The following is a 15,337-nucleotide window of genomic DNA, read 5'->3' as shown; positions in this document are numbered from 1 at the left end:
GCGATGGCCAAGTTCGTCCAGGCGAAGAAGAGCTGCGCGGTCAACCCGCTGAAGATGAGCCAGCCCATCGGCGGCGCGCTCGCCTTCATGGGGCTCCGGGGCGCCATGCCGCTGCTGCACGGCTCGCAGGGCTGCACCTCGTTCGGCCTCGTGCTGTTCGTGCGGCACTTCAAGGAGGCCATCCCGCTCCAGACCACGGCCATGAGCGAGGTGGCCACCGTGCTCGGCGGCTATGAGAATGTCGAGCAGGCCATTCTCAACATCTATAATCGCACCAAACCCGAGATCATCGGCATCTGCTCCACCGGCGTCACCGAGACCAAGGGCGATGACGTGGACGGCTACATTAAGCTGATACGCGAGAAGTATCCGCAGCTCGCCGATTTCCCGCTGGTCTATGTCTCGACCCCCGATTTCAAGGACGCCTTCCAGGACGGCTGGGAGAAGACGGTCGCCAAGATCGTCGAGGTGCTGGTGAAGAAGCCCGCGCCGGACGCGCCGAAGAACCCGAAGCGCGTCAACGTGCTGCCGGGCTGCCACCTGCAGCCGGGCGACCTCGATGAGCTGCGCTGCATCCTGGAGGATTTCGGCCTTGAGCCATCCTTCCTCCCGGACCTCGCCGGCTCGCTGGATGGACACATCCCGGACGACTTCACGCCCACCACCATCGGCGGCATCGGCGTGGACGAGGTCGCCACCATGGGCGAAGCGGCCTGGACCATCGCCATCGGCACCCAGATGAAGACGGCGGCCGAGGCGATGCAGAAGAAGACGGGTACGCCCTATCGGCTGTTCGAGCGGCTCTGTGGGCTCGGGCCGAACGATGAATTCTTCATGTTCCTGAGCGAGATCTCGGGACGCGAGGTGCCGCGTCGCTATCGCCGGCAGCGGGGCCAGCTGGTGGATGCCATGCTGGACGCGCACTTCCACCTCGGCGGCCGCAAGCTCGCCATCGGCGCGGAACCGGACCTCCTGTTCGATGTCGCTTCCGCGCTGCACGAGATGGGCACGCACATCACCGCCGCCGTCACCACCACCCAGTCGCCGGTGTTCGAGAAGCTGCCCTGCGACGAGGTGCTGCTCGGCGATCTCGAGGATCTGGAGACGCTGGCGAAGGAGCGGGGCTGCGACCTGCTGCTCACCCATTCCCATGGGCGCCAGGCGGCGGACCGGCTGAACATTCCCTTCTATCGCATCGGAATTCCTATGTTCGATCGCATCGGCTCCGGCCACAAGATGACGGTCGGCTATCGCGGCACGCGCGACCTCATGTTCACGCTGGCCAACATGTGCATCGCCGACCACGAGCAGAACCACGACGCGACCCCCGACACGTGGAAGAACCCGTGGGACGGCCATGGCCATGGCGCGCCCCATGCCGCGACCCCTGCCGGCGCGCCCGACCTCGGACCCGCACCCAGCACCGCCCACCACTGAAGTCCGCAAGGACCGAGACCGCGAGAGAGGCGAGCCTTCCATGAAAGTCGCATTCGCAACCCAGGATCTCAAAAGGGTCGATGCCCATTTCGGCTGGGCGAAGAACATTGCCATCTACGAGGTCGGCCCGGAGGGCCATCACTTCATCGAGGCCATCGAATTCGACGGCGACCTGAAGGAAGACGGCAACGAGGACAAGCTGGCGCCCAAGATCGATGCGATCAAGGATTGCACCATCCTCTATGTGGCCGCCATCGGCGGCTCCGGCGCCGCCCGCGTGGTGGCCAACAACATTCATCCCATGAAGGTCAACCAGCCCGAGGAGATCTCCGATCTCATCGGCAAGCTGGAGGTGGTCCTTCAGGGCAATCCGCCCCCGTGGCTGCGCAAGGTCATGTCGAAGGGCCAGGAGCGCACGTTCGATTTCGACGAGTGAGGGATAGTCATGGCCGAAGCAGCGCAAGTCATCGAGCCGACAGAGGCCGCTGACTCCCCGTTCATCAAGGAACTCATCAAGGTCTGGCGCGCCCAGGACACCCACGGTGCGTGGGAAGGCAAGGCCGATCTCGATCTGATCGAGCCCTACATCGTCGACAAGGAGGCGCGCCGGGCGCTCCCCCTCATCGGCGATCCCGACCCGGAGACCATCTGGCGCCTGGAGCTGTTCTTCAATGCGATCTGCCTGATGATCGAGAAGGAGACGCGGGTGATGATCTCGCCCATGCTCAAGATGAGCCACGAAGGCTTCGGCCGCATGGTGCTCATCGGCGGCCGGCTGATCGTCGTCAACAAGCAGCTGCGCGACGTCCACCGCTTCGGCTTCGACAATCTCGGCAAGCTCGCCGAAGAGGGCACGAAGTTCGTCCAGCAGGGCGTCGAGATGATCAACAAGTTCCCCGAAGTGGCGAAATACTGACCAGACCCAAGGTGCACCCATGAGCGACGTGGACGAACTCAAGGCCGAGATCAAGAAGCTGTCCGCCAAGGCGACACAGTCCAAGATGGACCTCCACGATCTGTCCGAAGAACTCCCGATCAACTGGGAGCAGATCATGGTTGTGGCCAAGAAGGCGCATGATGCCTTTGCCGAGCTTGAGAAGAAGCGCGCGGACTTGAAGGGACTCGAGGCCGCCTAGCATTTTTTGAAAGGCGATTTTCAGATGTCTAACGAAACCAGGGATGGTCGAGCCTGGCAGCCAGACTACCTGCTCGACATCGACAAGGACAAATGCATCGGCTGCGGCCGCTGCTACAAGGTCTGCGGCCGCGACGTCATGACCCTCAAGGGCATCAACGAGGACGGCGACATCGTCGCCCTCGATGATGACGAGGACGATGAGGTCGAGAAGAAGGTGATGGTGATGAACGACATGGGCGCCTGCATCGGTTGCGGTGCATGCGCGCGCGTCTGCCCGGCCAATTGCCAGATCCACGGCCTGGAGAAGGCCGCCGCCTGAGGCGGCAGCGCCCGAGCGCGGGCCTTTTCGGCTCGCGCGTGTCGCTCAAGGAGTGCCGCCATGCGCGCCGAAGAGGTCTATGACTGGTTGATCGCGTCATCGTCCTCCTCGGCCGCGGACGCGTTCGACGTCCATGTGGCGGCCTCCATCATCGGCCTCGCCTTTGCCGAGGCGGAGGAGGAGGGCAGGGACCGGCTCGAGGCGGTCGGCCTCGACCGCGCGGCCTTCCTCGACCTCGCCGCCATCCTGTTTCCGGCGTCCGCCCCGATGCTGGCCGCGCAGGTCGATCCACGGGCGATCGAGGTGACGCCCGAGGAGCAGTCGGTGCGCGACATCCTCGGCATCTATTCTTCCGATGCCGGACGGTTGCAGACCCATTTCATTGCGATGATTTCCCGGCGCTGCCAGTCCCCCCACCATCTGTGGCAGGATCTGGGGCTCAGGAGCCGCGCCGAGCTGCGGGAATTGATGACCCGCCGCTTCGCCCCGCTCGCCCGCAAGAACAGCCAGGACATGAAGTGGAAGAAGTTCCTCTATCGCATGGTCTGCGGCTCGGAGGGTTTCACCCTGTGCGCGGCGCCGGTGTGCTCGGATTGCGATGAATTCCACATCTGCTTCGGCGCCGAGGACGGGGAATCCCGCCTCGCGCGCAACGCCCGCGCGGCCGCCAACGGCAACGATCCGCTCGCGCTGCCGGAGGCCGCGGAATAGGCGGCTCTCACAGGCATCGAAACGACGAGAGCCCCGGCATGCCGGGGCTCTTTCGTCTTCGCCTGATCCGCGTGCGACGCCGGTGGGGCAGCCCCTCACTCGATGCCTTCGCTGCGGGCCCGCCACATCATGGCGATGCGGAAGCGTTCGTTGATGGCGGCGGGGCTGGCGAGGATCTCCGCCTCGGCCTTCTTGAAGGCGGCTTCGACCGCTTCCGCCTCTTCCTTGGTGAGCGTCACCCGGCCGGCGATGTGGGTGGCTTCGGGATGAACCTCCCAGATCTTGCGGCGGTTGGGGTGCATCTTCACCTCGGTGAGGTCGAAGGCTTCGAGCTGGCCGTCGAACAGGATCGCGAGGCCGGAGACCTCGAGCTTGCGGCCGTCGGAAGTGGTCTTGATGAGCGTGGTCGCCATGTCGTTCTCCCGTTGGCTTTCACCGGTGTTTCATCTGCGCGCGGCGTGCGCCTCAGCCTTCCGGCGATGCGAGCCAGCTGTAGCCGCCCTGATCCCAGAGCTGGGCCAGGACCTGGTCCGAACTCCAGCCCGGATACTGCGACCGGACCGTTTCATAGTCGCCGCGGAACCGTTCCGCGTCCTCTCCGGAAATGTCCGCAACCATGCCGTCCGGCTTGAAGCGCAGGACGAAATGGGTCTGGTCGCCGGCGCCGTGCAGCGTGAATTCGTCGCCGTCGCCGAGGAGGGTGAGGTCGTCGGTCGCCATGGCGGGTTTCTTTTCAGGCCGCCGCCGCGATGGGCGTCTCGTCCTTCAGTCCCCACTCGGCCCAGGACCCGTCGTAGAGCGCGACGTCCGTCTTGCCGATGAGGTAGAGGGCGAGCATGACCACGCAGGCGATGGTGCCGGAGGCACAAGTGACGACGATGGGCTTTGCCAGATCCACGCCGGCGGCGGCGAGGCGCGCCTTGATGGCGTCGGGCTGAACCAGCTCTCCGCTCTCCTCGACGATGAGGTCGCCCCAGGGCAGGTTGATGGCGCCGGGAATGTGGCCCTTCTTCTTTACTGGGAACACGTCGTCCTGGCTGCCGGCGAATTTCGCGGGTCCGCGGGCGTCGATCACCTGCTCCGTGCCGGACGCGACATTGGCCAGCATCTGGTCCAGGGAGCGCACGAGGGCCGGATTGAGACTTGCGGTGAAGATCTTGGGCTCGGGCCGTACCGGCGACATGTCGGAGGGGAGCTTCTCCTTCACCCATTTGCCGTAGCCGCCGTCGAGCATGGCGACGTCGTGATAGCCGAAGGTGCGGAACATCCACCACACACGCGCCGCGGCCGCGCCGCCGCACATGCGGTCGTAGACGACCACCTTGTCGCCGTCGCCGATGCCGAGCAGGCCCACCTTCTTGGCGAACTCCGCCGCCGGCGGCAGCATGTGGGGGAGGGGGCTGGTCTTGTCGGCCACCGCATCGATGTCGAAATGCACCGAGCCCGGCAGATGGCGCCCGCGATACTGGGTGCGGCCGTCCATGTTGGAGCTTTCATGCAGCCAGGTGCAGTCCAGAATCTTCACGTCCGGGGCCGACAGATGGTCCGCCAGCCATTGGGTGCTCACCAGCGGTCCGGGAAGAACGGTGGACATGACGCAAGGCTCTCCTGTGGCAGTGGGATGGTCTGCAGGTGACGTCGCTTCCGGGGGCAGTCACGTCCCGGGGCAGGGTGCCCCGGGACGGCATCGGGTGGGGACTCAGCGCACCTTGGGCAGGCTGTAGCCGGGACGCGGATGGGCGTCGTAATAGTCGGGACGCTCGGGCCAGCCGCCTTCGGGATTGAAGGTGAACTTCACCACCTTCACCGGCGCGCCGGGCGAGCAGGACACTTCGGCGAGCTTGATCTCGCGGGCGCCGGGGCCGACCGAGAAGTCCGCGACGGTCTTGCCGTCGGCGGTCACGGCACGGGCGAAACCGGGGGTGCCCACTTCGCCCGCCTTCACCGCCGCATCCACGAAGCTCGGTACTTCCGAGCCGTCTTCGGAGGGCGTGGTGAAGGCCGGGGTGGCGAAGGTGAACGCCGCGAGCTTTCCGCTGCGGTCCACCGGATGGTCGGCATTCACCGGGCGGGCGACGGAATAGAAGGTCAGGGTGCCGCCCGCGAGGGCAGCCTTGATATCGTCAAGGGAGGACGAGGCGAATTCGGACGCGACGAGCATTTCCAATCTCCGGGGCACTATCGGTCAAACGAACTGTCCGTTGAGGGGATCAAGTTTCGTGCCAGCCGCTGGGCGGGTCGGCGCCATGACTTCCGCTCGTCTTGTGAAAGCGCCGGAAGTCTTGCACCGATGCGGGTTCGCGGCCGCGGACGGACCGGATGACGCCCCATCGCGCGGAGGTAAAGGCGGGCGCCGTGTCGGAAATCCGTCGCACCACGCGGGAAATGCGACGCTGCCGAGGTGGGCGATCCCACAGGGCGAGGGCCAAAGCCGACCGTGACGGCCGTGCAAAGGCGCCTGGAATGACCGCAAGGCCATATTTCCCGGGACTGTGCGCGAATCTTGCAAGGGCTCCAATCAGCAAGATTTGCGAGGACTGTTCCATGCTGGATACGGCGATCATCGGCGGAGGGCTCTGCGGCCTCGCGCTGGCGCGGCAGTTCAAGAAACAGGACCGCAGCTTCACCCTGTTCGAGGCGCGTCCCCGGCTCGGCGGGCGCATCCTCTCGGCAGTCGCCTCCAGCAACGGCGCGGCCTTCGATCTCGGTCCCACCTGGTTCTGGCCCGACACCCAGCCGCTCATTGCCGCCTTCGTCGCGGAACTCGGCCTGGCGTCCTTCCCCCAGCATGACGAAGGCACGGTGCTGCACCTCACCGAGGCGGACAAGAACCCCCAGGGGTTCGCGCAGGAGGTGCATGGTGGCGCGCGGCGGGTCGCCGGCGGCATGGCGCGTCTGGTGTCGGTTCTCGCCGAAAGCATCGGCGAGGAGCGCCTGCGCCTCAACCACGTGCTCCACAGCGTGGAGGACAAGGGCGACCATGTGGTCCTGACCTTCCGGGTGGACGATGCGTTCTTCATCGTCGAGGCACGCCATGTGGTGGTGGCGCTGCCGCCGCGCCTCGTCGCGGAGACGGTGCGCTTCATCCCGGAACTCGACAGCGCGACCTTCGACGCCATGGGCGCCGCGCCCACCTGGATGGCGCAGCAGGCCAAGGTGGTGATGGGCTATCCCTCCGCCTTCTGGCGGGTCGCCGGCCAGTCGGGCAACGCCTTCGTCACCCACGAGCAGGCGGTGGTCGGCGAGATCTTCGACGCCTGCGACGTGACCGGCGCCAAGGCGGCCCTCGGCGGCTTCCTGAGCTTTCCCCCGGATCTGCGCGAAGCCTTCGCCGATGGCCTGCCCATGCTGATGGACAGCCAGATGGTGCAGGTGTTCGGCTCGGCGGCGGAAGGCGGCGAGCAGCTTTATCAGGACTGGGCCGGCGAGGCCTTCACCTGCTCGGCGCGCGACAAGGCGGAGCCGCGGGGCGAGCATGTGGCCTTCTCCAATCCCCTGCTGCGGCGGCCGCTGTGGGACGGGCGGCTGCATCTCGGCAGTTCCGAGACGGCGACGCAGGGGGCCGGCTACCTCGAAGGCGCGCTGGAGGCGGCGCGGCGCATCGACCGAGCCCTGTCGCGCGAGCGGGCGGAAGAGGCGGGGGCCGCCGTTCCCGAGGGTCTGCCGCTGAATGCCGCCAGCCTCGCCCGCTTCGCCAACTGGGTCGGCGGTCAGAACGATGCGGCGTTCGAGGCCTATCGCATCCGCCTCAACCGGGCGCTTGCCAGCCAGGACCGCGAGCAGCTGACCCAGCGGGCGATGCTGGGCGCCATCGAGGACATCTATGAGCGCGCGGCCGACCTCATCGAGACCCTGCCCTTCGACATGAGCGACGTGCCGGTGGAGAAGGGCCGTTCCGCGCTGATGAGCGACGTGCAGCTGCCGTTCCGCGACTTCATCCAGACGCTGCTGGACGATGTTGTCGCGTTCAACCGCACCTCCTGTGCGCTTTCCAACTTCCCCGGAGAGCATCACCTCTCGCGCGACTATGTGCAGACCATCCTGCGCGACGTCGCCGCGGCCTGGCGGGACTTCTGCCTCGCCGCCAACCGGCGCCTGCTGGCCAAGGCCGAGGCTGGCGCTCCCCTTACCCCCGGCGCCGGCAGCGGCCCGGTCCTGACGCGTGCATCGTGAACGAGGATAAGATGGAACCGACCGTCATCGACAACGAGGCCCCCCAGGATGCCCTCCCGAACGAGGCGGCCGCCGTCGCCTACGTCATCTGCTCCATGAGCGACATCCCCAGCCAGCGGGCGCGGGGCTTCGAGCTGATGCAGGTGGCGGAGGACGGCACCGAACAGCCGTTCAGGATCGTGGTGGTGCGGTGGGGCCGGCAGGTGTTCGGCTACATCAACCGCTGCCCGCACGACCAGGTGCAGCTGGATTGGGAACGCAACCAGTTCCTCGATCCCAACGGCATCCGCCTGATGTGCGGCAAGCACGGCGCCCTGTTCGAGTTGGGCACCGGCGTGTGCCTTGAAGGCCCGTGCAAGGGCAAGAGCCTCATCCCGGTGGCCCTCACCGTGCTCGACAACGACATCTGCGTGACCGGCGTGACGCTGGCCGAGGAAGTGGACGACGATGAGGAGGAGATCACCTCCTGCTCGGACGAGGGCGGCGGCGTCTGAGGCGCACTCCCAATGGGACTGAAAATGGCCGGGCTTGCCCGGCCATTTTTGTGTCGCGATACGCTGACGAAGACGGCCCGGCGTGCCACCCGGTCCCGCCGGGCGGCACGGGGCGCAGGCCGCCGGATCAGACCGGGCGGTTCTCGTTGCGGTTCTTCACCGGCTCCATGATGGAGACGCCCTTTTCGTAGGTGATGATCTCGTAGTCCTCGTGCCACGCCGCGGCAGCATCGAGCACCACGTCGGTCTTGCCGCCGGTGTCCATCTTCTTGATGTCGTTCTTGTCGATGGAGAGGAGGTCGGTCATCTCCTTCCACACGGTGCTCTCGTCACAGGGCAGGACGTAGAAGGTTTTGCCGTTGTGGGTGACGCGATACTTTGCCAGAAGGTCGATGTTGTTGCAGAACAGGAAATACTTGCCGTCGGGCGCCAGCGCGTCGCCGAGCACGTCGACCACGTCGGAGAGGAAGGCGAAATTCTGCAGGTAGCCGGCGAGCACCGGGATGGTGGACTTGCCCTCCTCGGCGAAGGTCAGCACCTGCTCCATGGTGTATTCCGGCGGGCGCTTCTCGTCCGCGACCTGCTGCTGGAACTTCAGCGCAATGTCGCCGCGGAAATCGAAGCGGCCGGGCTTGGTGGGCTGCTTGAGCACGGCATTCAGGAGTCGCCCCTCTTTATCCAGCCGGCCCAGGGGGGTGTTCTCGATCGCGGTCATCAAAAAGGTCTCCGGTTCAGCACACGACTGTTCAGACGGGTCTTGGGTTCAACACGGGCGCGAGCCGCGCTCGCCCCGGACAGGATCGCCCGGGAGAGAGTGCCGCCCTCCACCGAATGCCGTTCGGCGGGCCACCCGCGCAGGGGCAGGCGCTGCGCTTCATGCAAGCCCTTTGCCGCTTCGCCTGACGGGCGAGATGAAACCCGCCGCCAGCGACAATCGGCCCCGTGCGGACCCCGGCCGAGGGCTTCCGGCAAGGCGCGGGAAGTCCACACGGGCACGGAAATGCGGGGCTCGCCCGGCATTGCGGCGGGGTGCGCTTCGTCCATTCGGCGCGCCGCGCGGGGCCGGCGGGAGGGGGTCGCGCCCTTGTCCGAAACCGGACACGCGTCGCAAAGGCAACAGCTTCGATCCTGAAAATCGAAAGAAATCAGCCCGTTGCTGTCTGGCACGGGGCTTGCTGCTGTGCCGGCAGACCAGTCTTTCAAGCGAAGGTCGAGCAATGATCAATTTGACCGACAGCGCACTTCATGCGGTCCGCGACGCGATCCATGATGCCGACCAGCCCGTCAGCGGCCTGCGCATCATGGTCGAGACCGGCGGCTGCGCCGGCTATCAGTACAAGATGGGCCTCGTCAGCGACGCCGAGCCCGACGACACCGTGGTGGAGCGCGAGGGCGTGCGCGTCTTCGTCGACAACAAGAGCCACGAGCTGCTCGCCGGCACCACCATCGACTTCGTGGTGGCCCTGGAAGGCTCCGGCTTCACCTTCGAGAATCCGAACGCCACCTCCAGCTGCTCCTGCGGCAAGTCCTTCGGCTGACCGCCATCCGCGCGCCGTCCTCCGACGGGCGGCAGAACAGAGAACACAGAGAGGATATTGCGATGTTGGCCGAGACCGAAGCGCCCGCGCTCAGCCGTGAAGCCCGCCGCGAGGCGATCATCCGCGAGGTGATCGAGGAAATCCGCCCCAACCTCATCCGCGACGGCGGCGACTGTGAGCTGGTGGAGATCGACGGCACCAAGGTCATGGTGAAGATGACCGGCGCCTGCGTCTTCTGCAAACTGGCGAGCGAGACCATCGAGGGCATCCAGTCCAAGATCGTCGAGCGCCTCGGCGAGCTGATCCGGCTGATCCCGGTTGCCGGCGCGCAGAACAAGCCGCTGGTGAGCCTGAAGGGGCCCGGCCCGGCGCTTTCCGCCGCCCCCAAGCCCGCCGCCCCCAAGCCCGTTGCGACTCCCGCCGCGGCTGCCCCGGCCGTTCCGGCGCCGGCGGCGCCGTCTCCCATCCGCTGACGGCCTGCCACACAGCAAGACGCCGCAGCCGACCCGAGGGGTGAGCGCCGTGCGCCCGGTCTATCTCGACAACAACGCGACGACGCGCACCGACCCTGCCGTCGTCGCGGCGATGCTGCCGTTCTTCTCGGAGCATTTCGGCAACGCTTCGTCCACCCACGCCTTCGGCGAGCATGTGGGCGAGGCGCTGAAAAAGGCCCGCAAGCAGTTGCAGGCCCTCCTCGGTGCACAGTTCGACCACGAGATCATCTACACCTCGGGCGGCACGGAATCCGACAACGCCGCCATCCTCTCCGCGCTGGAGACCCAGGAGGGGCGGGACGAGATCGTCACCACCACGGTGGAACACCCGGCGGTGCTCACCCTCGTCGCCCATCTGGAGAAGACGCGGGGCATCAAGGTCCACCTCATCGGGGTGGACCGGCAGGGGCGGCTCGATCTCGACGCCTTCGCCGCGGCGCTGTCGCCGAAGACGGCGCTGGTCTCCGTCATGTGGGCCAACAACGAGACCGGCACGCTGTTTCCGGTGGCGGATCTCGCGCGACAGGCCCATGCGGCGGGCGCCCTGTTCCACACCGATGCGGTGCAGGCCGTGGGCAAGGTCGCCATCGATCTCAAGTCCACCGAGATCGACATGCTCTCGCTCTCCGGTCACAAGCTGCACGGCCCCAAGGGCATCGGCGCGCTCTATGTGCGCAAGGGCGTGAAGTTCCGCCCGCTGGTGCGTGGCGGCCATCAGGAGCGCGGGCGGCGCGGCGGCACGGAGAACGTGCCCGGCATCATCGGCCTCGGCGCGGCGGCCGAGCTGGCTCTCGCCCACATGGAGGAGGAGCGCACCCGCGTGAAGGCGCTGCGCGACCGGCTGGAGCAGGGCATCCTGCAGCAGGTCAGCCACACTCTGCTCAACGGCGACGGCGACAACCGCCTGCCCAACACCGCCAACGTGGCCTTCGAATATCTCGACGGCGAGGCGGTGCTGCACAATCTCAACAAGGCCGGCGTCGCGGCCTCCACCGGCTCGGCCTGTACCTCGGGCTCCACCGAGCCCTCCCATGTGCTGCGCGCCATGAACCTGCCCGCGAGCGCGCTGCATGGGGCGCTGCGGCTGTCCCTGTCGCGCGAGAACACGAGCGACGACGTGGACCGCGTGCTGGAGGTTCTGCCCGACATCGTCGCCCGCCTGCGCGCCATGTCGCCGGCCTGGGCGGCGGCCACGGGCGATGCATCTGCCGTCGCCGATCATGTCTGATGTCGGCCATACGCCACACCCTTTCGTGCTCCGTGCGGTGCCCCGCGCCCGGCGCGCATCACCAGCGTCCCCGTTCGGGCTTCGGTCCTGCCGGGTCACAGCGGCGAGTAAAGCCCGATCAAGGAGCCAATAAATGAAAGTCATGATTCGCCGTTCCCCGGAAATCGGCCTGTCCATCTACGTCCCCAAGAAGGACCTGGAGGAGCCGATCGTCGAGTTCGAGCATGAGTCCCTGTGGGGTGGTTGGATCAAGATCGCCAACGGCTGGGTGCTCGACCTGCCCGAGATGGCCGAGGGAACCACCCTGCCCATCACCGTCAACGCCAAGAAGCGTGGCGAGGAGGAGTGAGCTGAGATGAACATTTCCGTCGCCAATATCGAGACGCTGAAGCTCGCCAACGCCGAAGCCGTCCTGAAGGACGTGGCGGCGGAGTTGCGCGCCGACAAGGTCGTGCCCTACCTCGGGCCCGGCCTCCTCGCCCTCGGAGCCCCCGCCATTCCGGTGACGCCGGAAGACCTGTCGGTCTTCTTCGGCACCAAGGTGGCCCTGCCCAAGCGCGCCAAGGGCAATTGCTGGGCCGCGGCCCAGCACATCGAGAGCATGAAGCACCGCAACACCGTCTCCGCCTTGATGGCGGAGGCGTTTGGGCCCCAGGTGCCGCCGCTGCCGTTCCACACCTTCCTCGCGGGCCTGCCCCTCGCGCTGATCGTGGACACCTGGTACGACGGCGCCATGCGCGCAGCCCTCGCCGGCCGCTCGGACTGGGGCGAGGCGCAGGGCATCACCCGCGCCGGCATCGGCGAGGACCGCTGGTATCGCTTCTATGATCCCGCCGGCACCGAGAGCGACCGCGCCATCGCGGAAGGCTGGAAGACCGTTCTCTACAAGCCCCACGGCAGCGCCGCGCCGGCGAAGAACTGGCTGATCTCCGACGCGGACTATGTCGAGGTCCTCACCGAGATCGACATCCAGACGCCCATCCCGGACGTGGTGAAGAACCGCCGCACCGAGCGCAGCTTCCTGTTCCTCGGCTGTCGCTTCCACGACCAGATGCTGCGCACCTACGCCCGGCAGATCTCCAAGCGTTCGCGCGCGCCGCACTTCGCCATCGTGGACGAGGCGACGCTCACCAAGAACGAGCTGCGCTTCCTGCTCACCCACGCCATCACGCCCATCGCCATGTCGCTGCCGAAGGCGCTCGACGTCATCATGTCCGCCTGACGCGGGCTGCGTCCCGGCGTGACCAATGAGAGGGAGCATGTCCGGCACCGGACATGCTCCCCTTGCTTTTGGGGTTGCCGCCTTCGCCCGGAAGCAGGCGAGGGAAGGGGATTCTCGGGCTCGCATTGACCTCGATCAAATGCGCGCCGGGACAGGCCGCAAATCGACGCCGAGCATGTAACTTTTCCAACATGTCAGTCGTGTCGCGGCTCGATGTTCACAAGCCGACAGCCAGATGTTCCCCCTCCAGGTGATTGATATTTATCAGGTATCTGTCCTCTGTCGGGCTGGCACGGCTGTTGCTCCTCTCTCAGCCAAGGATTTATCGGGATCCTGCTGCAAGCGAGGAGCAGATAGATGCACGCGTCGACACAGCAAGAAAACGCGGTTGGCATGAACGCCGTCGGAATGGACGAGAAGCTGGCCGAGGTCATGCAGGCCAAGGCCGAGCACCAGGGCTGCGGCACCTCGGGTGGTTCGGGCAAGGCGAGCTGCGGCTCGTCGGCCGGCCAGGGCGACCTGCCCACCGAGATCTGGGAGAAGGTGAAGAACCATCCCTGCTACAGTGAAGAAGCCCACCACCACTATGCGCGTATGCATGTTGCCGTTGCCCCGGCGTGCAACATCCAGTGCAATTACTGCAATCGCAAGTATGACTGCGCCAACGAGAGCCGCCCCGGCGTGGTCTCGGAGAAGCTGACGCCCGAGCAGGCCGCGAAGAAGGTGCTGGCCGTGGCCTCCACCATCCCGCAGATGACCGTGCTCGGCATCGCCGGCCCCGGCGACCCGCTCGCCAACCCCGAGAAGACCTTCAAGACCTTCGAGCTGATCAACCGGACCGCCCCGGACATCAAGCTCTGCCTGTCCACCAACGGCCTTGCCCTGCCGGACCACGTGGACACCATCGCCGGCTTCAACGTGGACCACGTGACCATCACCATCAACATGGTGGACCCCGAGGTCGGCGCGAAGATCTATCCCTGGGTGTTCTGGAAGCACAAGCGCTACACCGGCTATGAGGCGGCCAAGCTCCTCACCGACCGGCAGATGCTCGGCCTCGAGATGCTCACCGAGCGCGGCATCCTGTGCAAGGTGAACTCGGTGATGATCCCCGGCATCAACGACAAGCATCTTGTCGAGGTGAACCGCGCGGTGAAGTCGCGTGGCGCGTTCCTGCACAACATCATGCCGCTCATCTCCTCCCCCGAGCATGGCACCGTGTTCGGCCTCAACGGCCAGCGCGGCCCGACCGCCCAGGAGCTCAAGGCGCTCCAGGACGAGTGCGAGGGCGAGATGAACATGATGCGTCACTGCCGTCAGTGCCGCGCCGACGCCGTGGGCCTCCTCGGCGAGGACCGCTCCGCCGAGTTCACCACTGACAAGATCATGGCCATGGAGGTCAATTACGACCTCGACAGCCGCAAGGCCTACCAGGCCCTCGTCGAGGAAGAGCGTGTCGCCAAGGTGGCGGCGAAGCAGGAGGAGCTGGAGGCTCTCGCCGGCGAGCAGAGCGACATCAAGCTGCTCACCGCGGTTGCTACCAAGGGCTCGGGCCTCATCAACGAGCACTTCGGCCACGCCAAGGAGTTCCAGGTATGGGAACTCTCCACGGCGGGCGCCAAGTTCGTCGGCCATCGCCGCGTCGACCTGTATTGCCAGGGCGGCTACGGCGAGGAGGACAGCCTCGAGACCATCATCCGCGCCATCAACGACTGCCACGCGGTGTTCGTGGCGAAGATTGGCGGTTGCCCGAAGGCGGACCTCATCAAGGCCGGCATCGAGCCCGTCGACACCTTCGCCCACGAGTTCATCGAGAAGTCCGCCATCACCTGGTTCAAGGAATACCTCAACAAGGTGAAGACCGGCGAGATCGTCCACACCGCGCGTGGCGACGCCGAGATCCGGCAGGGCGCGCTCATCAACGCGGCCTGACCGGCGAAGACAAGGAGCATCGCCATGACCCTCAAAATCGTCGCGTCGCAGTGCACGAGCTGCTCGGCCTGTGAGCCGGAATGCCCCAACGTGGCCATTTCGGAGAAGAACGGGACGTTCGTGATCGATCCGAAGAAGTGCACCGAGTGCATCGGCCACTTCGACGTGCCGCAGTGCGCGGCGGTCTGTCCGGTGGACGATACGTGCGTGATCGACAACGCATATCCCCGCTATCAGCCCACCGCCTGAGGAGCTGCGCGATGAACTTCACCATGACCCGCTCCGCCGCCCGCTTCATGCGCATGATGATCATGGCGGACGGCGGCCCCACCGCCGGCTTCCGCATGCATGTGACGCCCGGCGGATGCTCCGGTCTCAACGCCGACATCTCCGTGCTGCCCGAACCGCAGCCCGGCGATGTGGTGGTGGAGAAGGACGGGGTGAAGCTGTTCCTGCCGGCGGAAAGCCGCCTGCTGCTCGATGGCGTGACCATCGACTTCACCGACACGGCCGCCAAGACCGGGCTCGTCTTCAACGATCCCAAGGCGACCACCTGCTCCTCCCACGCCCACTGACGGCGGGGAGAGCCCTCTTCCGGGGCGGCCTGGCGCCGCCCCGGACTTCACCGGGCCGGGGTTCGACCGGCTCCGG

20 protein-coding genes and 1 pseudogene are annotated in these 15,337 nt (G+C 66.3%); 16 read left to right on the top strand and 5 right to left on the bottom strand.

All coding sequences use genetic code 11. From position 1 onward, the window contains the following. Positions 1-3: 3 nt before the first annotated feature. The 6 genes from nifN to A37E_RS0106890 are packed head-to-tail and all read left to right on the top strand — an operon-like array spanning position 4 to position 3,605. Positions 4-1,437, top strand: coding sequence for a nitrogenase iron-molybdenum cofactor biosynthesis protein NifN (gene nifN, locus A37E_RS0106915; RefSeq protein ID WP_029555932.1), 1,434 nt, complete (start codon positions 4-6; stop codon positions 1,435-1,437). Positions 1,438-1,477: 40 nt separating this feature from the next. Continuing rightward, complete coding sequence (gene nifX, locus A37E_RS0106910) at positions 1,478-1,873, top strand: nitrogen fixation protein NifX (RefSeq protein WP_024281068.1); 396 nt, start codon at positions 1,478-1,480, stop codon at positions 1,871-1,873. Positions 1,874-1,882: 9 nt separating this feature from the next. After that, positions 1,883-2,353, top strand: coding sequence for a NifX-associated nitrogen fixation protein (locus tag A37E_RS0106905; RefSeq protein WP_029555931.1), 471 nt, complete (start codon positions 1,883-1,885; stop codon positions 2,351-2,353). Positions 2,354-2,372: 19 nt separating this feature from the next. Beyond that, entirely contained in the window at positions 2,373-2,573 is a 201-nt protein-coding gene (locus tag A37E_RS0106900; protein WP_029555930.1) for a CCE_0567 family metalloprotein, read from the top strand. Between the two features lie 24 nt (positions 2,574-2,597). Beyond that, complete coding sequence (gene fdxB, locus A37E_RS0106895; protein ID WP_029555929.1) at positions 2,598-2,894, top strand: ferredoxin III, nif-specific; 297 nt, start codon at positions 2,598-2,600, stop codon at positions 2,892-2,894. Between the two features lie 60 nt (positions 2,895-2,954). Next, entirely contained in the window at positions 2,955-3,605 is a 651-nt protein-coding gene (locus A37E_RS0106890) for a nitrogen fixation protein NifQ (protein ID WP_029555928.1), read from the top strand. Positions 3,606-3,700: 95 nt separating this feature from the next. On the opposite strand, the gene A37E_RS0106885 is transcribed toward A37E_RS0106890, so the two are convergent. From A37E_RS0106885 to A37E_RS0106870, 4 genes are all read right to left on the bottom strand, one after another. Next, on the bottom strand, positions 3,701-4,018 hold the full coding sequence (locus tag A37E_RS0106885) for a hypothetical protein (RefSeq protein ID WP_024281063.1): 318 nt from the start codon (positions 4,016-4,018) through the stop codon (positions 3,701-3,703). A gap of 52 nt (positions 4,019-4,070) precedes the next feature. Next, a complete protein-coding gene (locus A37E_RS0106880; protein ID WP_029555927.1) occupies positions 4,071-4,325 on the bottom strand; it encodes a hypothetical protein in 255 nt (84 codons plus the stop codon). A gap of 13 nt (positions 4,326-4,338) precedes the next feature. Then, a complete protein-coding gene (sseA, locus tag A37E_RS0106875; protein WP_029555926.1) occupies positions 4,339-5,199 on the bottom strand; it encodes a 3-mercaptopyruvate sulfurtransferase in 861 nt (286 codons plus the stop codon). Positions 5,200-5,304: 105 nt separating this feature from the next. Beyond that, positions 5,305-5,766 (bottom strand): hypothetical protein, encoded by a 462-nt coding sequence (locus A37E_RS0106870; RefSeq protein WP_024281060.1) that lies wholly within the window; start codon positions 5,764-5,766, stop codon positions 5,305-5,307. Positions 5,767-6,149: 383 nt separating this feature from the next. Between A37E_RS0106870 and A37E_RS0106865 the strand changes: the two genes are divergently transcribed. After that, positions 6,150-7,778: an FAD-dependent oxidoreductase gene (locus A37E_RS0106865; protein WP_029555925.1), complete on the top strand. Its 1,629-nt coding sequence runs from the start codon at positions 6,150-6,152 to the stop codon at positions 7,776-7,778. Between the two features lie 11 nt (positions 7,779-7,789). Further along, positions 7,790-8,272: a Rieske 2Fe-2S domain-containing protein gene (locus A37E_RS0106860; protein WP_029555924.1), complete on the top strand. Its 483-nt coding sequence runs from the start codon at positions 7,790-7,792 to the stop codon at positions 8,270-8,272. A gap of 127 nt (positions 8,273-8,399) precedes the next feature. Here A37E_RS0106860 and A37E_RS0106855 read toward each other — a convergent pair whose 3' ends face one another. Then, on the bottom strand, positions 8,400-8,987 hold the full coding sequence (locus A37E_RS0106855) for a hypothetical protein (protein WP_029555923.1): 588 nt from the start codon (positions 8,985-8,987) through the stop codon (positions 8,400-8,402). A gap of 502 nt (positions 8,988-9,489) precedes the next feature. Here A37E_RS0106855 and A37E_RS0106850 point away from each other — a divergent pair. From A37E_RS0106850 to A37E_RS0106815, 8 genes and pseudogenes are all read left to right on the top strand, one after another. Next, on the top strand, positions 9,490-9,810 hold the full coding sequence (locus A37E_RS0106850) for an iron-sulfur cluster assembly accessory protein (RefSeq protein ID WP_024281056.1): 321 nt from the start codon (positions 9,490-9,492) through the stop codon (positions 9,808-9,810). A 62-nt stretch (positions 9,811-9,872) separates the two neighbouring features. Further along, a pseudogene (locus A37E_RS0106845) lies at positions 9,873-10,145 on the top strand (NifU family protein); the annotation flags it as partial. A 187-nt stretch (positions 10,146-10,332) separates the two neighbouring features. Continuing rightward, positions 10,333-11,532, top strand: a complete 1,200-nt coding sequence (gene nifS / locus A37E_RS0106840) for a cysteine desulfurase NifS (protein WP_029555921.1) — start codon at positions 10,333-10,335, stop codon at positions 11,530-11,532. A gap of 133 nt (positions 11,533-11,665) precedes the next feature. Continuing rightward, a complete protein-coding gene (nifT, locus tag A37E_RS0106835) occupies positions 11,666-11,881 on the top strand; it encodes a putative nitrogen fixation protein NifT (protein WP_024281053.1) in 216 nt (71 codons plus the stop codon). A 6-nt stretch (positions 11,882-11,887) separates the two neighbouring features. Next, the gene (locus A37E_RS0106830; protein ID WP_029555920.1) at positions 11,888-12,754 is read left to right on the top strand and encodes an SIR2 family protein; all 867 of its coding nucleotides are present in this window, start codon (positions 11,888-11,890) and stop codon (positions 12,752-12,754) included. 393 nt (positions 12,755-13,147) lie between these two features. After that, positions 13,148-14,686: a nitrogenase cofactor biosynthesis protein NifB gene (nifB, locus tag A37E_RS0106825; RefSeq protein WP_156026259.1), complete on the top strand. Its 1,539-nt coding sequence runs from the start codon at positions 13,148-13,150 to the stop codon at positions 14,684-14,686. Between the two features lie 24 nt (positions 14,687-14,710). Further along, a complete protein-coding gene (locus A37E_RS0106820; RefSeq protein ID WP_011995790.1) occupies positions 14,711-14,935 on the top strand; it encodes a 4Fe-4S binding protein in 225 nt (74 codons plus the stop codon). Between the two features lie 11 nt (positions 14,936-14,946). After that, a complete protein-coding gene (locus A37E_RS0106815; RefSeq protein ID WP_024281049.1) occupies positions 14,947-15,261 on the top strand; it encodes an iron-sulfur cluster assembly accessory protein in 315 nt (104 codons plus the stop codon). Positions 15,262-15,337 lie beyond the last annotated feature (76 nt).

Origin of the sequence: Xanthobacter sp. 91 (genome assembly GCF_000702385.1) — a bacterium.
GTDB classification, from domain to species: Bacteria; Pseudomonadota; Alphaproteobacteria; order Rhizobiales; family Xanthobacteraceae; genus Xanthobacter; species Xanthobacter aminoxidans.
Note: the sequence above shows the minus strand (reverse complement) of the source record. Positions and strands in the feature narration are given on the sequence as shown.

Bases quoted from the DNA above. Each gene is read 5' to 3' on its own strand.
- nifN (WP_029555932.1), top strand. From the start codon at position 4: ATGGCCAAGTTCGTCCAGGCGAAGAAGAGCTGCGCGGTCAACCCGCTG.
- nifX (WP_024281068.1), top strand. From the start codon at position 1,478: ATGAAAGTCGCATTCGCAACCCAGGATCTCAAAAGGGTCGATGCCCAT.
- A37E_RS0106905 (WP_029555931.1), top strand. From the start codon at position 1,883: ATGGCCGAAGCAGCGCAAGTCATCGAGCCGACAGAGGCCGCTGACTCC.
- A37E_RS0106900 (WP_029555930.1), top strand. From the start codon at position 2,373: ATGAGCGACGTGGACGAACTCAAGGCCGAGATCAAGAAGCTGTCCGCC.
- fdxB (WP_029555929.1), top strand. From the start codon at position 2,598: ATGTCTAACGAAACCAGGGATGGTCGAGCCTGGCAGCCAGACTACCTG.
- A37E_RS0106890 (WP_029555928.1), top strand. From the start codon at position 2,955: ATGCGCGCCGAAGAGGTCTATGACTGGTTGATCGCGTCATCGTCCTCC.
- A37E_RS0106885 (WP_024281063.1), bottom strand. From the start codon at position 4,018: ATGGCGACCACGCTCATCAAGACCACTTCCGACGGCCGCAAGCTCGAG.
- A37E_RS0106880 (WP_029555927.1), bottom strand. From the start codon at position 4,325: ATGGCGACCGACGACCTCACCCTCCTCGGCGACGGCGACGAATTCACG.
- sseA (WP_029555926.1), bottom strand. From the start codon at position 5,199: ATGTCCACCGTTCTTCCCGGACCGCTGGTGAGCACCCAATGGCTGGCG.
- A37E_RS0106870 (WP_024281060.1), bottom strand. From the start codon at position 5,766: ATGCTCGTCGCGTCCGAATTCGCCTCGTCCTCCCTTGACGATATCAAG.
- A37E_RS0106865 (WP_029555925.1), top strand. From the start codon at position 6,150: ATGCTGGATACGGCGATCATCGGCGGAGGGCTCTGCGGCCTCGCGCTG.
- A37E_RS0106860 (WP_029555924.1), top strand. From the start codon at position 7,790: ATGGAACCGACCGTCATCGACAACGAGGCCCCCCAGGATGCCCTCCCG.
- A37E_RS0106855 (WP_029555923.1), bottom strand. From the start codon at position 8,987: ATGACCGCGATCGAGAACACCCCCCTGGGCCGGCTGGATAAAGAGGGG.
- A37E_RS0106850 (WP_024281056.1), top strand. From the start codon at position 9,490: ATGATCAATTTGACCGACAGCGCACTTCATGCGGTCCGCGACGCGATC.
- nifT (WP_024281053.1), top strand. From the start codon at position 11,666: ATGAAAGTCATGATTCGCCGTTCCCCGGAAATCGGCCTGTCCATCTAC.
- A37E_RS0106830 (WP_029555920.1), top strand. From the start codon at position 11,888: ATGAACATTTCCGTCGCCAATATCGAGACGCTGAAGCTCGCCAACGCC.
- nifB (WP_156026259.1), top strand. From the start codon at position 13,148: ATGAACGCCGTCGGAATGGACGAGAAGCTGGCCGAGGTCATGCAGGCC.
- A37E_RS0106820 (WP_011995790.1), top strand. From the start codon at position 14,711: ATGACCCTCAAAATCGTCGCGTCGCAGTGCACGAGCTGCTCGGCCTGT.
- A37E_RS0106815 (WP_024281049.1), top strand. From the start codon at position 14,947: ATGAACTTCACCATGACCCGCTCCGCCGCCCGCTTCATGCGCATGATG.